15 protein-coding genes are annotated in these 16,193 nt (G+C 62.3%); 11 read left to right on the forward strand and 4 right to left on the reverse strand.

Annotated features, from left to right (window positions below; translation table 11 throughout):
* The first annotated feature begins 120 nt into the window (after window positions 1-120).
* From AB9N64_RS06935 to AB9N64_RS06950, 4 genes are read left to right on the forward strand one after another with little or no spacing between them, the layout of a single operon-like run.
* Complete coding sequence (locus AB9N64_RS06935; protein WP_014719023.1) at window positions 121-822, forward strand: ABC transporter permease; 702 nt, start codon at window positions 121-123, stop codon at window positions 820-822.
* Window positions 819-1,532, forward strand: a complete 714-nt coding sequence (locus AB9N64_RS06940; protein ID WP_014719024.1) for an ABC transporter permease — start codon at window positions 819-821, stop codon at window positions 1,530-1,532. Before AB9N64_RS06935 ends, AB9N64_RS06940 begins: the two co-directional genes overlap by 4 nt.
* A gap of 3 nt (window positions 1,533-1,535) precedes the next feature.
* Window positions 1,536-2,366: an ABC transporter ATP-binding protein gene (locus AB9N64_RS06945; protein WP_014719025.1), complete on the forward strand. Its 831-nt coding sequence runs from the start codon at window positions 1,536-1,538 to the stop codon at window positions 2,364-2,366.
* A 4-nt stretch (window positions 2,367-2,370) separates the two neighbouring features.
* Window positions 2,371-2,868: an Lrp/AsnC family transcriptional regulator gene (locus AB9N64_RS06950; RefSeq protein ID WP_014719026.1), complete on the forward strand. Its 498-nt coding sequence runs from the start codon at window positions 2,371-2,373 to the stop codon at window positions 2,866-2,868.
* 127 nt (window positions 2,869-2,995) lie between these two features.
* Here the strand turns inward: AB9N64_RS06950 and AB9N64_RS06955 are convergent, their stop codons facing one another.
* The 4 genes from AB9N64_RS06955 to AB9N64_RS06970 all read right to left on the reverse strand — a co-directional run bounded on the left by AB9N64_RS06955 (window position 2,996) and on the right by AB9N64_RS06970 (window position 7,206).
* Entirely contained in the window at window positions 2,996-3,877 is an 882-nt protein-coding gene (locus tag AB9N64_RS06955; RefSeq protein WP_019819958.1) for a TIGR03915 family putative DNA repair protein, read from the reverse strand.
* On the reverse strand, window positions 3,874-5,094 hold the full coding sequence (locus AB9N64_RS06960; protein WP_014719028.1) for a putative DNA modification/repair radical SAM protein: 1,221 nt from the start codon (window positions 5,092-5,094) through the stop codon (window positions 3,874-3,876). The genes AB9N64_RS06955 and AB9N64_RS06960 overlap by 4 nt, the downstream gene beginning before the upstream one ends.
* 172 nt (window positions 5,095-5,266) lie before the next feature.
* Window positions 5,267-6,604, reverse strand: coding sequence for a lysine N(6)-hydroxylase/L-ornithine N(5)-oxygenase family protein (locus AB9N64_RS06965; protein ID WP_168224118.1), 1,338 nt, complete (start codon window positions 6,602-6,604; stop codon window positions 5,267-5,269).
* A 119-nt stretch (window positions 6,605-6,723) separates the two neighbouring features.
* Window positions 6,724-7,206 (reverse strand): sigma-70 family RNA polymerase sigma factor, encoded by a 483-nt coding sequence (locus tag AB9N64_RS06970; protein WP_014719030.1) that lies wholly within the window; start codon window positions 7,204-7,206, stop codon window positions 6,724-6,726.
* Window positions 7,207-7,542: 336 nt separating this feature from the next.
* On the opposite strand from AB9N64_RS06970, the gene AB9N64_RS06975 reads away from it, so the two are divergent.
* From AB9N64_RS06975 to AB9N64_RS07005, 7 genes are all read left to right on the forward strand, one after another.
* Window positions 7,543-8,715 carry an efflux RND transporter periplasmic adaptor subunit gene (locus AB9N64_RS06975; RefSeq protein ID WP_371360079.1) on the forward strand — a complete coding sequence of 391 codons (1,173 nt, stop codon included), beginning with the start codon at window positions 7,543-7,545 and terminating at the stop codon, window positions 8,713-8,715.
* 1 nt (window position 8,716) lies between these two features.
* Entirely contained in the window at window positions 8,717-10,690 is a 1,974-nt protein-coding gene (locus AB9N64_RS06980) for a MacB family efflux pump subunit (RefSeq protein WP_014719032.1), read from the forward strand.
* The gene (locus AB9N64_RS06985) at window positions 10,683-12,095 is read left to right on the forward strand and encodes an efflux transporter outer membrane subunit (protein ID WP_060767048.1); all 1,413 of its coding nucleotides are present in this window, start codon (window positions 10,683-10,685) and stop codon (window positions 12,093-12,095) included. Before AB9N64_RS06980 ends, AB9N64_RS06985 begins: the two co-directional genes overlap by 8 nt.
* 107 nt (window positions 12,096-12,202) lie before the next feature.
* Window positions 12,203-12,958, forward strand: coding sequence for a proteinase (locus AB9N64_RS06990; protein ID WP_014719034.1), 756 nt, complete (start codon window positions 12,203-12,205; stop codon window positions 12,956-12,958).
* 108 nt (window positions 12,959-13,066) lie between these two features.
* Complete coding sequence (locus tag AB9N64_RS06995) at window positions 13,067-13,834, forward strand: FadR/GntR family transcriptional regulator (protein WP_014719035.1); 768 nt, start codon at window positions 13,067-13,069, stop codon at window positions 13,832-13,834.
* A 237-nt stretch (window positions 13,835-14,071) separates the two neighbouring features.
* Window positions 14,072-15,274 (forward strand): ABC transporter substrate-binding protein, encoded by a 1,203-nt coding sequence (locus tag AB9N64_RS07000; protein WP_038450627.1) that lies wholly within the window; start codon window positions 14,072-14,074, stop codon window positions 15,272-15,274.
* A 57-nt stretch (window positions 15,275-15,331) separates the two neighbouring features.
* On the forward strand, window positions 15,332-16,192 hold the full coding sequence (locus AB9N64_RS07005) for a branched-chain amino acid ABC transporter permease (RefSeq protein ID WP_014719037.1): 861 nt from the start codon (window positions 15,332-15,334) through the stop codon (window positions 16,190-16,192).
* Window position 16,193 lies beyond the last annotated feature (1 nt).

A 16,193-nucleotide genomic window follows, 5' to 3' on the forward strand; every position in this document is an offset into this window, starting at 1 on the left:
GTGGGAGCGGGCTTGCCCGCGATAGCGGTGCTTCAGGCACCCACGCCGTGACTGCACCACCGTTATCGCAGGCAAGCCAGCTCCCACAGTAAATCCGTGCACTCCTTCGAGATCTTCCCCATGAACGACCTCCTCAACCTGCAAGGCTACGGCCCCATGCTGGCCCAGGGTGCCTGGATGACGCTCAAGCTGGCGTTCCTCGCCCTGGCTCTGAGCCTTACGCTGGGCCTGGTCGCCGCTGGCGCCAAACTCTCCAGCGCCAAATGGCTGCGCGTGCCGGCCACGCTCTACACCACGTTGATCCGCAGCGTGCCGGACCTGGTGCTGATCCTGCTGATCTTCTACAGCCTGCAACTGTGGCTCAACGACCTGACCGAAGCGTTCGGCTGGGACTACGTTGAAATCGACCCGTTTACCGCCGGGGTGATCACCCTGGGCTTTATCTACGGTGCGTATTTCACCGAGAACTTCCGGGGTGCGATCCTCAGTGTGCCGGCGGGCCAACTGGAAGCCGCCACCGCCTACGGCCTGAGCCGCTGGCAGCGCTTTCACCTGGTGCTGTTCCCGCAACTGATGCGCTTTGCCCTGCCTGGCCTGGGCAATAACTGGCTGGTGCTGCTCAAGTCCACGGCGCTGGTGTCCATCATCGGCCTGTCAGACCTGGTCAAGGCCGCGCAGAACGCCGGCAAGTCCACCAGCGAGCCGCTGTACTTCCTGATCCTCGCGGGCCTGGTGTACCTGGTGATTACCACCCTCTCCAACCGCATCTTCAAGCGCCTGGAACGGCGCTATAACCTGGGCATCAAGGGGATGGCGCGATGATCGAACTGTTCCAGCAATACGGCCTGGCCTATCTGTTCAGCGATGGCAGCGGCCTGTCCGGTGTCGCCATGACCTTGTGGCTGTTCATTATCTCGGTGGTGCTCGGCTTTGGCCTGTCGATCCCCCTGGCGCTGGCACGCGTCTCAGAGCATTTCTGGCTGCGCTGGCCGGTGGAGGTTTACACCTACCTGTTCCGTGGCACGCCCCTGTATATCCAACTGCTGATTTGCTACACCGGGCTGTACAGCCTGGAAGTGGTGCAGGACAACGCCCTGCTCAACCAGTTTTTCCGCAACGCGCTGAACTGCACACTGTTGGCGTTTGTGCTCAACACCTGCGCCTACACCGTGGAAATCTTCGCCGGGGCAATCCGCAACATTCCCCATGGCGAGATCGAAGCGGCACGCGCCTATGGCCTGCACGGCTGGCGGCTGAACCTGTTTGTGATCGTACCCGCCGCATTGCGTCGCGCCCTGCCGGCCTACAGCAATGAAATGATCCTGATGTTGCACGCCACGTCACTGGCGTTTACCGCCACCGTCGCCGACATCCTCAAGGTCGCCCGCGATGCCAATGCCGAGACGTTCCTGACCTTCCAGGCCTTCGGCATCGCCGCCCTGCTCTACATGCTGCTGTCCTTTGCACTGGTGGGCCTGTTCAGGCTGGCCGAACGTCGCTGGATGCGCTTTCTTGTTCCTACCCGAGGCTAACCCATGAATCAGTCCGCGCAGGCCCTGGCCGCTTATCCAATGGATGTACCCGTCGGCAAAACCGCCACGGCGGCCATCAAGCTGCAAGTCGAAGGTATCCATAAACGCTACGGCGAACACGAAGTGCTCAAGGGCGTGTCCCTCAATGCACGCCAGGGCGATGTGATCAGCCTGATCGGCGCCAGCGGCTCGGGCAAAAGCACGATGCTGCGGTGCATCAACTTTCTGGAACAGCCTGACGCCGGGGTGATCACCCTGGACGGCATCAGCATCGAAATGCAACCAGGCCGCGCCGGCACCCGTGCGCCGCACCAGGCGCAACTGCAAAACCTGCGCACGCGCCTGGCCATGGTGTTCCAGCACTTCAACCTGTGGAGCCACATGACCGTGCTGGAAAACATCACCATGGCCCCGCGCCGGGTGCTGAACGTGAGCGCCGCCGAAGCCGAGAAGCGTGCGCGGCTGTACCTGGACAAGGTCGGCCTGCCGAGCCGCGTGGCGGACCAATACCCGGCGTTCCTGTCCGGTGGCCAGCAGCAGCGCGTGGCCATTGCGCGGGCGCTGGCAATGGAACCGGAGATTATCCTGTTCGATGAACCCACCTCGGCCCTGGACCCGGAACTTGTAGGAGAAGTGCTCAAAGTCATACAGACGTTGGCCGAGGAAGGTCGTACCATGCTGATGGTCACCCACGAAATGGGCTTTGCCCGCCAGGTGTCCAGCCAAGTGCTGTTCCTGCACCAGGGCCGAGTCGAAGAACACGGCGGCGCCGAGATCCTCGACCATCCCACCAGCGAACGCTTGCAGCAATTTCTTTCCAACCGTTTGAAGTGAACTCATGGATACCAAGGCCCACGGACCCCATTCTTCCCCTACGCTGGATCGCATCGACGAAGCGATCATCGACGTACTCAGGCATCAGGGGCGTATTACCTACGAAAAGCTCTCGTCGCTGGTGCACCTCACCCCCAGGCCCTGCCTGGAACGGGTGCGCAAGCTGGAACGACGCGGGGTGATCCGTGGGTATGGGGCGATCATCGATGTGCAGATGGTCTCACCGGGGCTGTCACTGCTGGTGCTGGTGGCCTTGTCCAACCAAAGCGGGCGCTCGGCGCAAAAGGCCTTCGAAGCCTGCGTGAAAGCCTGCCCGCAGGTATTCGAATGCCAGTTGATCAGCGGGCCGTTCGACTACAGCCTGCGCATGCGCTGCCGGGATATGGAACATTACCGGGTGCTGACCGAGACCTGGTTGAACAATGATGAGTTGCACATTGATAAGCTGGTGGCGCATCCGGAGTTGGCGGTGGTCAAGAACACCGCGACCGAACTGGCCTGATCCAGCTGGCTCGTTCCCACGCTCTGCGTGGGAATGCATCCAATGACGCTCCGCGTCACAACTTCAAGAGCAGACGCGGAGCGTCCAGGGTGGCATTCCCACGCAGAGCGTGGGAACGATCAATCAGTCACCCCACATCTGACGGGTAGACCGCTATCGCGGGCAAGCCAGCTCCCACATTGACCGGGTTTGCAATTCTTTTGCCTGGCTTGGCCCCCACCAGCTTCGCCTGCCCATCCTTCTGCTTGCCCGAACGCGCCTCGCTGATCAACCCTGGAATCAACTTGCCCTCCGGCAAATTCTTCCAGAAGCGGCTGGGCAAATGCCCTTCCATCACCTTAGGGTTCAAGCGTGCCGGGTTGAAGATGTGGCTGTAGTAGGTCAGCCACATGGCGCTGTGGGGATCTTCAACATTCTGCGCCAGTTGCTGCCAGGCCTCGGGGCACTGGCGCTGATGAATCAATTGCTCACCGTCGTAATAGACCCCGTCCAGGGGCGTGGCGATCATCCAGCGATGGCGGCCCATGCGCCCGATAAAATGCTCGCTGGCGCTCTTGAGAATGTCATGGGCCGGCTCATGCCAGGCCACGTACTCCGGCAGTTCCGGCCCTGCCTCGGCCGGCAGCGCGATGAAGCGCACAAACGCGTGCAAGTGGTGGGCCTCCCGGCTGACTTGCTTGATGCGCCGCTGCAACTCGCTGCCAAGCTTGTCACCTGCCAGCATGGCCGTGCGATCACCGTGGCTGACCCGCCATAGCACTTCATACAACAGGCTCCAGCGCTGATCACCTTGATAACAGGCAGCGGACTCCAACAATTGCAACAACGCCTTGGGTATGCGCGCCTGAAACGGCCCCATCCCTGGTGGGATAGGTTCATCGGTAGCGAACAGGTCCGCCGCCTGCGCCTCGCCCCAGCTGACCTGGCTGGGGTCGACCTGATGGCTGAGCAACCAGCGGGCCTGTTCGCGCCAGGTGCTGAACAGATTGTCGCACTCCAGGCTGATCATCCCCACAACCCCATCTGTTGCGGCTGCGGACGGTCCCGCAATTGTTCGCGCAACAACACACTGGTGCTGTCGGCCTGCTGCGGGTGATAGTCGCTGGTGATGAAAAACGGCTTGGCCTTGGCCAGCACGCAGCGCATGCGCGCCAGGTCTTCGAAGCGGATCTTGCGCTCACGGCGCAGGTCGACCAGGCGCTGGGTGGTGCGCAGGCCGATGCCGGGGATACGTGCGATCAGGGTCGGCTCGGCGCGGTTGAGGTCCAGGGGGAACACCTCGCGATGCTCCAGGGCCCACGCCAGCTTGGGGTCGATATCCAGTGCCAGGTCACCGGGGCCGGCGAACAGCTCATTGGCGCTGAAACCGTAGCTGCGCAGCAGGAAATCAGCCTGGTACAAGCGGTGCTCGCGCATCAAGGGCGGCGCGGCCAGGGGTACGCTTTTCGGGCTGTTGGGGATGGGGCTGAACGCCGAGTAATACACGCGGCGCAGCTTGAAATTACCGTACAACGCCTCGGCACCGTGCAGGATGGTGCTGTCGTCGGTGTCGTCGGCACCGACGATCATCTGCGTGCTCTGCCCGGCCGGGGCAAACCGTGGCGCACGGGGTTCGTTGAGCACCGTCTGTTCGCCGGTGTAGATGGTCTGCATGGCCTGCTTGATCGAGCCGATCTGCTTCTCGGGCGCCAGGGTCTGCAGGCTGGCGTCGGTGGGCAGTTCGATATTCACGCTGAGGCGATCGGCATAACGGCCAGCCTCGGCGATCAGGGCCGGGTCGGCATCGGGGATGGTCTTGAGGTGGATATAACCGCGAAAGTCATGCTCTTCGCGCAGCAGTTTGGCGACCCGCACCAGTTGCTCCATGGTGTAGTCCGACGAACGGATGATGCCGGAACTGAGGAACAGCCCACTGACGCAATTGCGCTTGTAGAAATCCAGGGTCAGGGTGACCACCTCCTCCGGGCTGAAGCGCGCACGGGGCACGTCGCTGGAGCGGCGGTTGACGCAGTATTGGCAGTCGTAGAGGCAGAAGTTGGTGAGCAACACCTTGAGCAACGACACGCAACGGCCATCGGGCGTGTAGCTGTGGCAGATGCCCATGCCATTGGTGGAACCCAGCCCCGCCTTGCCCTCGGAACTGCGCTTGGGCGCGCCACTGCTGGCGCAGGACGCGTCGTACTTGGCGGCGTCGGCGAGGATGCTGAGTTTTTCGATCAACTGCATGGGGGGCTACCGATACTGGTTTTTTGTACAGTACCAATAGCCACACTTTGTCACAAGTGCCGTCTGTAGGAGCGAGCTCTTGCTCCCGCTGGGCTGCGAAGCGGCCCCAAAAGCTTGCGGGCGCTGCGCACCCGAACGGGAGCAAGCTCCCTCGCCACAATAAGGGGATCGGTCAGCTGGCGGTTGCCAGCAGCAAGTCCTGCACCGAACGCGCCTTGCCACGGTGATGGTCCAGCGCATACAACGACGCCGCAATCTCATCCGCCCGAATCGGCAACACCGACAGCAAGGTATCGCTCAAGCCATGGCTGGCCTGGCTGAAGCCCTGGATGTAGATGCCAGCCTTGCAGCGCTCGTCGGTGACGATGCGGTAGTCGCGGGCCACTTCGAAGTCGCCCATATAAGCGTGCAGCGGCGCCAGTAGTTCCCGGTGCATCTGGCGCTCGTAGCCGGTGGCCAGGATCACCGCGTCGTAATGGTTGAGACTGGTTTCGCCACTGGCGGTATTGCGCAGGGCCAGTTCGATGCCCAGCGGGCCAGGCGTGGCCTTCTCCACTACGGTCAGGGTGCGGAACGCCTGGCGGGCGATGCCGGAGACTTTCTGGCGGTAGAAAATCCCGTAGATGCGCTCGATCAGGTCCAGGTCCACCACCGAGTAGTTGGTGTTCTGGTACTCGGCGACCAAACGCTCACGCTCGGCACCGACTTGCTGGAACACCAGGTCAGTAAAGGCCGGCGAGAACACTTCGTTGACGAACGGGCTGTCGTCGGCCGGCTTGAGCGCCGAACCGCGCAGGATCATATCGACCTGCACCGACGGGAAGCTGTCATTGAGGTCGATAAAGGCTTCGGCCGCGCTCTGGCCACCGCCGATCACGGCGATGCGCATCGGCTTGCCGTCTACGCACGGCTGGCTGGCCATGCGCTCCAGGTACTGGGAATGGTGAAACACCCGGCTATCGCCCTTGAGCGCCTTGAATGCCTCGGGGATGCGCGGTGTGCCGCCGGCGCTGACCACCACCGAACGGGTGGTGCGCACATGCTGCTCGCCCTGGGCATCACGGGAGATCACGCGCAACGCCTCGACCTGTTGCTGATGCAGGATCGGCTCGATGGCCAGCACTTCCTCGCCGTAGTTGGCCTGGGCCTGGAACTGCCCCGCCACCCAGCGCAGGTAATCGTTGTACTCCATGCGGCAGGGATAGAAGGTGCCCAGGTTGATGAAGTCCACCAGGCGTTCGTGGGCCTTGAGGTAGTTGACGAAGGAGTACGGGCTGGTGGGGTTGCGCAGGGTCACCAAGTCCTTGAGGAAGGAAATCTGCAGTTCGCTCTGGGTCACCAGGGTATTGCCGTGCCAGCGGTAGTCGGCTTGTTTGTCGAGAAACAGCACGTCCAGCTTGCCCTGGGCCTTTTCACGCTCCTGCAGGGCGATGGCCAGCGCCAGGTTCGAAGGGCCGAAACCGATCCCGATCAGGTCATGAACCGCGGGCGAAGCAATTGCCTGTGTCATTCCAGTGTCCTCTGGATAAGCCCCATGGCGGTGGGGCGGGAATACCTTCATGGCCTGAACAACAGGCCGTGTGTTGATAGGAAACGAGGACAGTGAAATAAAATTTAACTAACAGCCGATCAGTGCGCTTCCCACTCGCGCATGCGCACCCGGCAGTGCTTCATCGCATTGACGATGTGTTTTTCCACCAGGCTGCGGGAAATGCACAGGCGTTCGGCGATTTGCACGTGGGACAGGCCTTCGAGTTTGCGCAACAGGAAACTGTCGCGACAGGCCGCCGGCAACTCGGCCAAGGCGCGCTCGAGCATCTCCAGGCGCTGGCCCTGGTGGTGGCTGGTGTGGGGGGAACAGGCGGCGAAGCGCTCTTCGCTGTCCAGCACCTCAAGAGGCTCGGACTGACGCAAGGCATTACGCCGATGGCCGTCGATCACCAGGTTCAGTGCGGTGCGGTAAAGAAACGCGCGAGGCTGCTCGATTGGCGTATCGCTTACGCGCTCCAGCACCCGCACATAGGCGTCATGCACCACATCTTCGGCCACCTGGCGGTTACCCAGCTTGGCGTTCAGGAAACACACCAGCTCGCGATAGTAGTTTTCCAACATGACTCCTGAGCACCTCCCGGTGGTGTTGATCCTGTAGGAGCGTGCTTGCTCGCCAAGAACCTGAGGGCACATCGTTTTATCTGGATGCACGCGTTATCGTTGACGTTTTCGCGAGCGAACTTGCTCCCAACAGACAGCCATCGATGATGGCAGTTTGAGTACGTGCAATTTATAGTAATTCTCATCTACTTTTAAAGAAGTCTTGCTCCCACGTATGGTTTTTTTCGCCGACGCAGCTGTTACTGCGTATGTAAACGCCTAAATATTCGCGCAATTTTCTCGTATAACAGTCAGCTCTTCGCCACTCGGCCCCCTTTCCCTGGCTGGAACCAAAGCATGAAACGCCCTCGCCCCGCCCGCCTCGCCCTGCTTGCTGTGGTGTGCCTGATCCCCCTCCTTGCAGTGGCAGCCTGGCAGCTGTTGCCGCCAGGTCGAGATAGCTTGCCCACGGTCACTGTCGTGCGCGGCGACATTGAGAACAGTGTCACCGCCCTGGGCACCCTGCAACCGCGACGCTACGTAGACGTCGGCGCCCAGGCCTCCGGACAGATCCGCAAGATCCATGTCGAGGCCGGTGACCAGGTCACGCAAGGCCAGCTACTGGTAGAGATCGACCCTGCCACGCAGCAGGCCAAACTCGACGCCAGCCGCTACGCCATCGAAAACCTCGAGGCCCAGTTGCAGGAGCAAAAAGCCCAGCACGAGCTGGCGCGCCAGAAGTATCAGCGCCAGCAGCGCCTGAGCGCCGGGAATGCCACCCGCGAAGAAGATGTGCAAACCGCCAAGGCCGAACTGAGTGCGACCCAGGCGCGGGTGGACATGTTCAAGGCCCAGATCCGCCAGGCCCAGGCCAGCCTGCGCAGTGACGAGGCCGAACTGGGCTATACGCGGATTTACGCGCCGATGAGCGGCACCGTAGTGGCGGTAGATGCGCGAGTCGGCCAGACGCTCAACGCCCAGCAACAGACGCCGTTGATCCTGCGCATCGCCAAACTGTCGCCGATGACCGTATGGGCCGAAGTGTCCGAAGCCGATATCGGCCACGTCAAACCGGGCATGAGCGCCTATTTCACCACCCTCGCCGGCGGCACCCGGCGCTGGACCAGCACCGTGCGCCAGATCCTGCCGATCCCGCCCAAGCCCCTGAACGAAACCAGCCAAGGCAGTGGCAGCCCCAGCAGTACCAGCAAAACCGGCAGTGGCCGGGTAGTGCTATACACCGTACTGCTGGATGTGGACAACGCTGACAATGCGTTAATGGCCGAAATGACCACCCAGGTGTTTTTCGTCGCCAGCCAGGCCAGGGACGCTCTCACCATCCCGGTCGCAGCGCTGCTCGGCAGCCAAGGCACCGACAAGCAGATCGCGCGGGTCGTGACCAAAAACGGCGCCATCAAGGAGCGAGAAGTACAGCTGGGTATCAGTGACCGCCTGCGGGTTGAAGTGTTGGGTGGCCTGGACGAAGGCGATCACCTGTTGATCGGCCCAGCCAGCGGCAGCGGGGGTTGATGTGACCACGCCACTGATCGAACTCAAGAACATCCGCAAATCCTACGGCGGCGGCGACAGCCCGCAGGTCGACGTATTGCGTGGGATCGACCTGTCGATCCATGCAGGAGAGTTCGTTGCCATCGTCGGCGCCTCCGGCTCCGGCAAATCCACACTGATGAATATCCTCGGCTGCCTCGACCGCCCCACCGTGGGCGACTACCTGTTCGCAGGGGAAAACGTCGCGCACCTGGACAGCGACGCACTGGCCTGGCTGCGCCGCGAAGCCTTTGGTTTCGTGTTCCAGGGCTACCACCTGATCCCGTCCGGCTCGGCCCAGGAAAACGTTGAGATGCCGGCGATCTATGCGGGTATCAGCGCTGCCGAACGCCATGCCCGTGCCAAGGCTCTGCTGACCCGCCTGGGCCTGGCCGATCGCACCAACAACCGCCCGCACCAGCTCTCCGGTGGTCAGCAACAGCGCGTCTCGATTGCCCGGGCGTTGATGAACGGCGGGCATATAATCCTTGCCGACGAACCCACCGGGGCCCTCGACAGCCACAGCGGTGCCGAGGTGATGGTGCTGCTGGATGAATTGGCGAGCCAGGGCCATGTGGTTATCCTGATTACCCACGACCGCGAAGTCGCGGCGCATGCCAACCGCATCATTGAGATCAGCGACGGCCGGATCATCAGCGATTCGGCGTTGAGTACCACCCACGTGCCCGTCACGGCCGGCAGCGACGCATTGCAAGCCGTGGATCTGCGCCAGCGCCTGGCCGACGGTGCCGAACACAATGGTGCCTGGAAAGCCGAGCTGCTGGACGCGGTGCAGGCAGCCTGGCGGGTCATGTGGATCAACCGCTTCCGCACCGCGCTGACGCTGCTGGGGATCATCATCGGCGTGGCGTCGGTGGTAGTGATGCTGGCGGTGGGCGAAGGCAGCAAGCGTCAGGTCATGGCGCAGATGGCGGCCTTCGGCTCCAACATCATCTATCTGAGCGGCTTTTCGCCTAACCCGCGCACACCGGCAGGTATCGTGACCCTCAATGATGTGGCGGCATTGGCTACATTGCCCCAGGTCAAGCGCATCATGCCGGTGAACGGCACCTACGCCGGCGTGCGCTTCGGCAACGTCGACTACATGGCCTATGTGGGCGGCAACGACACCAACTTCCCGGACATCTTCAACTGGCCAGTGGCCCAAGGTAGCTACTTTACCGAAGCCGACGAACGCGCCGGGGCCACGGTGGCGGTGATCGGCCATCGCGTGCGCGAAAAACTGTTCAAAGGCCAGCTAGACCCCATCGGCCAATACATCCTGATCGAAAACGTGCCCTTCCAGGTGATTGGCGTGTTGGCGGAAAAAGGCTCCAGCTCCGGGATGCAAGACAGCGACGACCGTGTCGCCATTCCCTATACCGCCGCCAGCGTGCGCCTGTTCGGCACCTATAATCCCGAATACGTTGTCATTGCCGCCGCCGATGCACGCAAGGTGCAAGAGGCCGAGCAAGCCATCAGTCAGCTTATGCAAAAGCTGCACGGCGGCAAACGCGACTTCCACCTGACCAACGACGCAGCGATGATCCAGGCCGAAGCACGGACCCAGAACACCCTGTCGCTGATGCTCGGCTCGATTGCAGCGATTTCCCTGCTGGTGGGCGGCATCGGCGTGATGAACATCATGTTGATGACCGTGCGCGAACGCACCCGTGAAATCGGCATCCGCATGGCCACCGGGGCACGCCAGCGCGACATCCTGCGCCAGTTTCTCACCGAGGCGGTGATGCTCTCGGTGGTCGGCGGCCTGTTTGGTATTGCCCTGGCATTGCTGGTAGGCGGCGTGCTGGTGCTGGCTGAAGTGGCGGTACAGTTTTCCCTGGTGGCGGTGCTCGGCGCGTTTGGCTGTGCGCTGGTCACCGGCGTCGTATTCGGCTTCATGCCGGCCCGTAAAGCTGCCCGGCTTGATCCGGTTAAGGCGTTGACCAGTGAATAAACGATCTCTCACGCCACAACTGTCAGCGCTCAGTGTGTGCCTGTTGCTCACGGCCTGCGGCACTAACCCGCCCGCCATCGACAGTGGCCTTGCTGCGCCCGCCGCCTGGCATTTTGCCGAACGCGAAGCGACCCAAGCCATCAACCAACGTTGGTGGACGCAGTTTGGCAGCCCGGCGCTGAACCGCCTGATCGACCAGGCCCGCCGTGACAGCTTCGACGTGGCGGCGGCCATGGCGCGTGTCCGCCAGGCCCAGGCCACGGCGGTAATTGCCGGTGCACCGTTGTTGCCGGAACTGAAGTTCAACCTCAGCGCCAGCCGTCAACGGCTGTTGCGCGGCAGCGGCAACTCGGAGCTGGACGCCACCGAGAGCAACAGGACTGTCAACAACTATGACGCCAACCTCACGGCCAGCTACGAAATCGACTTCTGGGGTGGCCGCGCCGCTGCCCGCGACAGCGCCGTGCACAGCTTGCACGCCAGTGAGTTCGATCAGGCCAACGTGGAGCTGACCCTGCTCAGCAACGTCGCCGACCGCTACGCGCAAACCCTGGCCGCACGCCAGCGCCTGCAGATTGCCGAGCTCAACCTGGCGAATGCGCGCAATGTGCTGAACCTGGTGCAGACCCGCCACGACGCAGGTTCCGCCACGGCCCTGGAACTGGCACAACAGAAAAGCCTGGTGGCCGGTCAGCAACGGCAACTGCCGCTGATCGAGCAATCGGCCGAAGAATCGCAGATCACCCTCGCCGCCTTGCTCGGCCAGCCCGTGCAGGCCCTGGAGCTAGGCACAGAACCCTTTCAGGCATTGACCTGGCCAAGTATCGGGCCTGGCGTGCCCAGCCAGTTATTGAGCCGGCGCCCCGACCTCGCCCAGGCCGAGGCCCAGTTGGCGGCGGCCAGCGCCGACGTCACGGTGGCCCGTGCGGCCATGCTGCCGACGGTGACATTGGGCGCAACGCTCGGCTCAGGCGCGTCCAAGGCTGAAGAGATCCTGCGCAGCCCCTTCTACACCCTGACTTCGGGCCTGATGGCGCCGATTTTCAATAATGGCCGGCTGAGCGCCGAGCGCGACAAGGCTCGGGCACGCCAGGATGAACTGCTGCAAACCTACCGTGGGGCGATCATCAACGGCTTTGCCGATGTGGAAAAAGCCCTCAGCAGCATCACCCGCCTGGACCAGCAACGCCAGTGGCAAACCGAAGAGCTGCAACAGGCGCAGGCCGCCTTCCAGATTGCCCAAAGCCGCTATGAAGCTGGCGCCGAAGACCTGCTCACGGTACTGCAAACCCAGCGCACCCTGTACGACGCCCAAGACCAGAACGTGCTACTGCGCCTGTCGCGCCTGCAAGCCAGCATCGCCCTGTACAAGGCATTGGGCGGTGGCTGGAACACCGATATCTGATAAACGAAACTCATATTTCATACACGAGTTGTTTCTTCACCTTACATTTTCCACCCCAAGGTCCTTGGTAAAAAAGCCGTTATCACACGGATGCCCAGGACCTCATGATGAAACCCAGCGCTTTTGTAAACGGCCTGGTCTGCATCGGCTTTTGGCTGATACCAAACCTGGCGTTGGCCGAGCCCTTGATCGCCCCCACCGCGATCGACTGGTTGCTGGACTGCCCACTCACTGCAACAGCGCGCCTGGACCCCGAAGTGGTTGGCCGCACCCAATGCGGCCTGGTCAGCGTGCCCCGCGACCATGCCGCCCCCCAGCGCGGCCGCATTCGCCTGAGCGTGACACGGGTAGGCGCACGGCAGCCGCTCAACCGTGAAGGCGTGGTGTTCATCCAGGCCGGCGACCCCCAGCGGGTCAAAGGCGCACCTTTCGTCCTTCACTTGGCCAGCCGCTGGGAGTCGCTTGCCACCACCGCCTATCGCACCCTGGTCGACCGCTACGACGTGATCGAGCTGAGCACCCGCGACCTGCGCCAGGGCAATGCCGTGGAACAGGCCGCCCGGGACATGGAGTACGTGCGCGGGCAATTGGGCGAGGCGCGCCTCAACTACCTGGGCAACGCCGCTGCCACGCGCCTGGGCAACCGCTATGGCACGCTGTTTCCCGAGCGCGTCGGGCGCATGGTGCTGATCAATACCGAGCCTGGCGAAGCGCTCGCCGCTGGTGTCGAGCAGCTCTTGCTCAAGGAGTCGGCACACGCAGGCGCTGACGGCTGTGTGAGCCGCTGGCTAGGGGATTTTCTCGCTTATGGCAAACAGCCGCCGGCGACCGCACGCTGCCTGGATTTGGGCGCCTGGGAATAACCTGCGCATTTACGACCCCTATTCACCGAAAACGACCCCTTGCGTTGACGCACCTGCCCAATCGTTATTAAGTGCTATTTATCCGCATTAATACGATAAATCACCGCCATGCTGAGTCGTCCGTTACGCCGCAAACGCCAGAAGCTGTCCGATGTGATTGTCGAGTCGGTCAAGCGCTCGATCGTCACCGACGCCTTGAAGCCCGGCGATCGCCTGCCCACCGAACGCGAGCTGATGGAAAGCTTCCAGTGTTCCAAGGGTTCGGCACGCGAAGCGCTCAAGGCGTTGGAAGTGGAGGGCCTGGTGAGCACGCGCACCGGCCCCAGTGGCGGGGCGTACTTGAACCAGGCCGGCACCGAGCCGGCCAGCCGCGCCCTGCGCAATTACCTGCATTTCCAGCACCTGGACGGCGAGCAGGTCTACCAACTGCGCAAGGTCATCGAAGTGGAGTTGGCGGTGTCGGTGCTGGGGCGTTTGAGCGAAGACGACTACCTGGCCCTGCAAGCCAACGTGGATTTTTGCAGCGCCCCCGAAGACAGCGAAGCCGGCCAGCGCGAACAACGCCTGGCGGAACTGGAGTTCCACAACCTGCTGGCCCGGGCCTGCCCCAACCCGCTGCTGAGTTTCATGGCGCAGTTCCTCAATGACTTGCTGCGCGACCTGGTGGTGCTGAAAAAGGCCTACAAGCCCAAGCGCAAGCAGTTCGATGCGGCCAACCTCGACTATCACAAGCAACTGCTGATCGCCTTTCGTGCCGGGGATGAAAGCGCGGTGCGCAGCTTGATGCATGAACACATGTGCGATGCCGAACACCACATGACCGCGCTGGAAGGCCAGGTGAGCCCGCACTTCCTCTTGGAGTTCGACCACTCTTAAACACACCAACCATTCAATGTGGGAACCCGTTCAATGTGGGAGCTGGCTTGCCTGCGATGCGGGCGCCTCGGTGTTACAGAGGGACCGAGTAGATGCCATCGCAGGCAAGCCAGCTCCCACAGTTGACCCCGTTCCCCCGCGAAATCGAGTTATCCAATAACAAGCCTGCCCACAGGCCCTTGCTCCACCGTATCGCCCTTGCCGCTCCTGCCAATAACTAAACCAGGGAGTTACCCCATGCAGCGTCGTACGTTATTGAAAGCCAGCCTCACCGCCGCCGCCGCCCTCAGCCTTCCGCTGAGCGTGCGTTCGGCATTCGCCGCCGAGCCCTTTACCTTTTACGGCCTCAAGTCCATGTCTGGCGCCTTTGCCAGCTATGGCAAATTTGCCGACATGGGTTCACGCCTGGCGGTGCAACAACACCCCGACTTGCTCGGCCGCCCGCTGAACTACAAGGTCATCGATACCGAAGGCAACGCCGGCAAGGCGGTGCGCAAGGTGCAAGAGGCCATCGCGCAGGACGGCGCACGGTTCTTCCAGGGCTGCACGCTGTCGTCTTCCGCCCTGGCGGTGGCCAAGGAAGTGGACAAGGTCGGCGGCGTGTTCATGACCCCGGTGGGCGCCGATGAAGTCACAGGCAAGGACTGCAACAAGGCGACCTTCCGCTGGTCAGTGCCCACCTACGGTGCGATCCGCGAAACCATGGTGCCGCTGATCAAGTTGCTGCCGGACGCCAAGCGCTGGTACACCATCACCCCGCAATACGTGTTCGGCGAAGCCTTGCTCGAAGGGGCCAAAAACGTGCTCAAGGAACATAGCCTGGAACACGTGGGCAACAGCTACCACTCACTGCAGGAACAGGAGTTTTCTGGTTACCTGACCAACGCCATTTCCACCAAGCCCGATGTGCTGGTGCTGCTCAACTTTGGCAGCCAATCGTCCAACACCCTGCGCCAGGCCGTGAACTTCGGCATCAAGGAGCGCATGAAGGTATTGCTGGTGTGGTCTGCCGGCCTGGATCAGTTCCAGGAACTGGGCAGCGATGTGCTCGAAGGTGTGTACCTGGGCGCGCAGTACTGGCACCAGGTCGACACCCCGCTCAACCGTGAGCTGGTCAAGCTGACCCAGGCCACCTACGGCATCAACCCCACCTACCCGCTGGCCGCCGACTACATCAGCACCAAAGTCATGCTCGACACCATCATCGCCACCGGCAGTTTCGACGGTCCGACCGTAGCCAAGGCCCTGCAAGGCTTGAGCTACGAAGGCCCGACCGGCAAAGAGTCGATCCGCGCCGGCGACCACCAGGTGATCAAGGATTACTACCTGCTGATCGGCAAGGCCAGCGGCGACATGGCCGACAAGGACGACCTGGCCAAAGTGCTCAGCGCTGGCCAGTCGTTCCCCGCAGTCGAGGCGACGGGCTGCACACTCGGCTGACCGCTTAACTTTTGTCGCGCAGGGCCGCGCAAGCGGCCACCTGCGGAGGGTGCCTGCATGCTTAATCTGTACCTGTTCCAGATCCTCAACGGCCTTGGGTTAGGGATGATCTACTTCCTGATCGCGGTGGGGCTGACGATCATTTTCGGCCTGCTCAACTTCGTCAACTTCGCCCACGGCGCGTTCTTCCTGCTCGGCGCCTACATCTGCTACACCGCGGTAAGCCTCACCGGCAGCTTCTGGCTGGCGTTGCTGATCGCGCCGTTGGTGGTGGCTGCGTTGGCCTGGGTGATTGAGCGCTTGTTGATCCAGCGTATCTACCACTTGCCGCACATGTTCCAGATTCTGGTGACCTTGGGGATCGCTCTGATCATCCAGGAAGCCAGCGTGATGATCTGGGGCCCGGTGGGCAAAAGCGTCGCCGTGCCGGAACTGTTGCGCGGCGTGCTGGTGGTGGGTGATTTCGTCTACCCCTACTACCGCCTGTTCCTCATCATGTTTTCCGGGCTGGTGGGCCTGGGCCTGTGGCTGCTGCTGGAGCGCACGCGCTTCGGTGCCCTGGTGCGCGCCGGCAGTGAAAGCACCGAAACCGTGTCGCTACTGGGCACCAATATTTTCCGCCTGTTCTCCATGACCTTCGCCCTCGGCGTCGCCCTGGCCGGTGTCGCCGGGGTGTTGTTCGCGCCGTTGCGCGGCGCCCAGCCCTTCGTCGGCCCGGAGATTCTCGGCATCGCCTTCGTGGTGGTGGTGATCGGCGGCATGGGCTCGTTCAGCGGTGCGCTGGTCGGCGGTTTGCTGGTGGGCGTGGTGCAAAGCCTGATGACCACACTCTGGCCCCAGGGTGCGAGCCTGATGATCTACGGCGCCATGGCCGTGGTGATTCTGGTACGCCCTTACGGCCTGTTCGGGAGAGCCTGAC

This window comes from Pseudomonas sp. KT_2_4 (assembly GCF_041410225.1).
In the GTDB taxonomy this organism is placed as follows: Bacteria; Pseudomonadota; Gammaproteobacteria; order Pseudomonadales; family Pseudomonadaceae; genus Aquipseudomonas; species Aquipseudomonas paracarnis.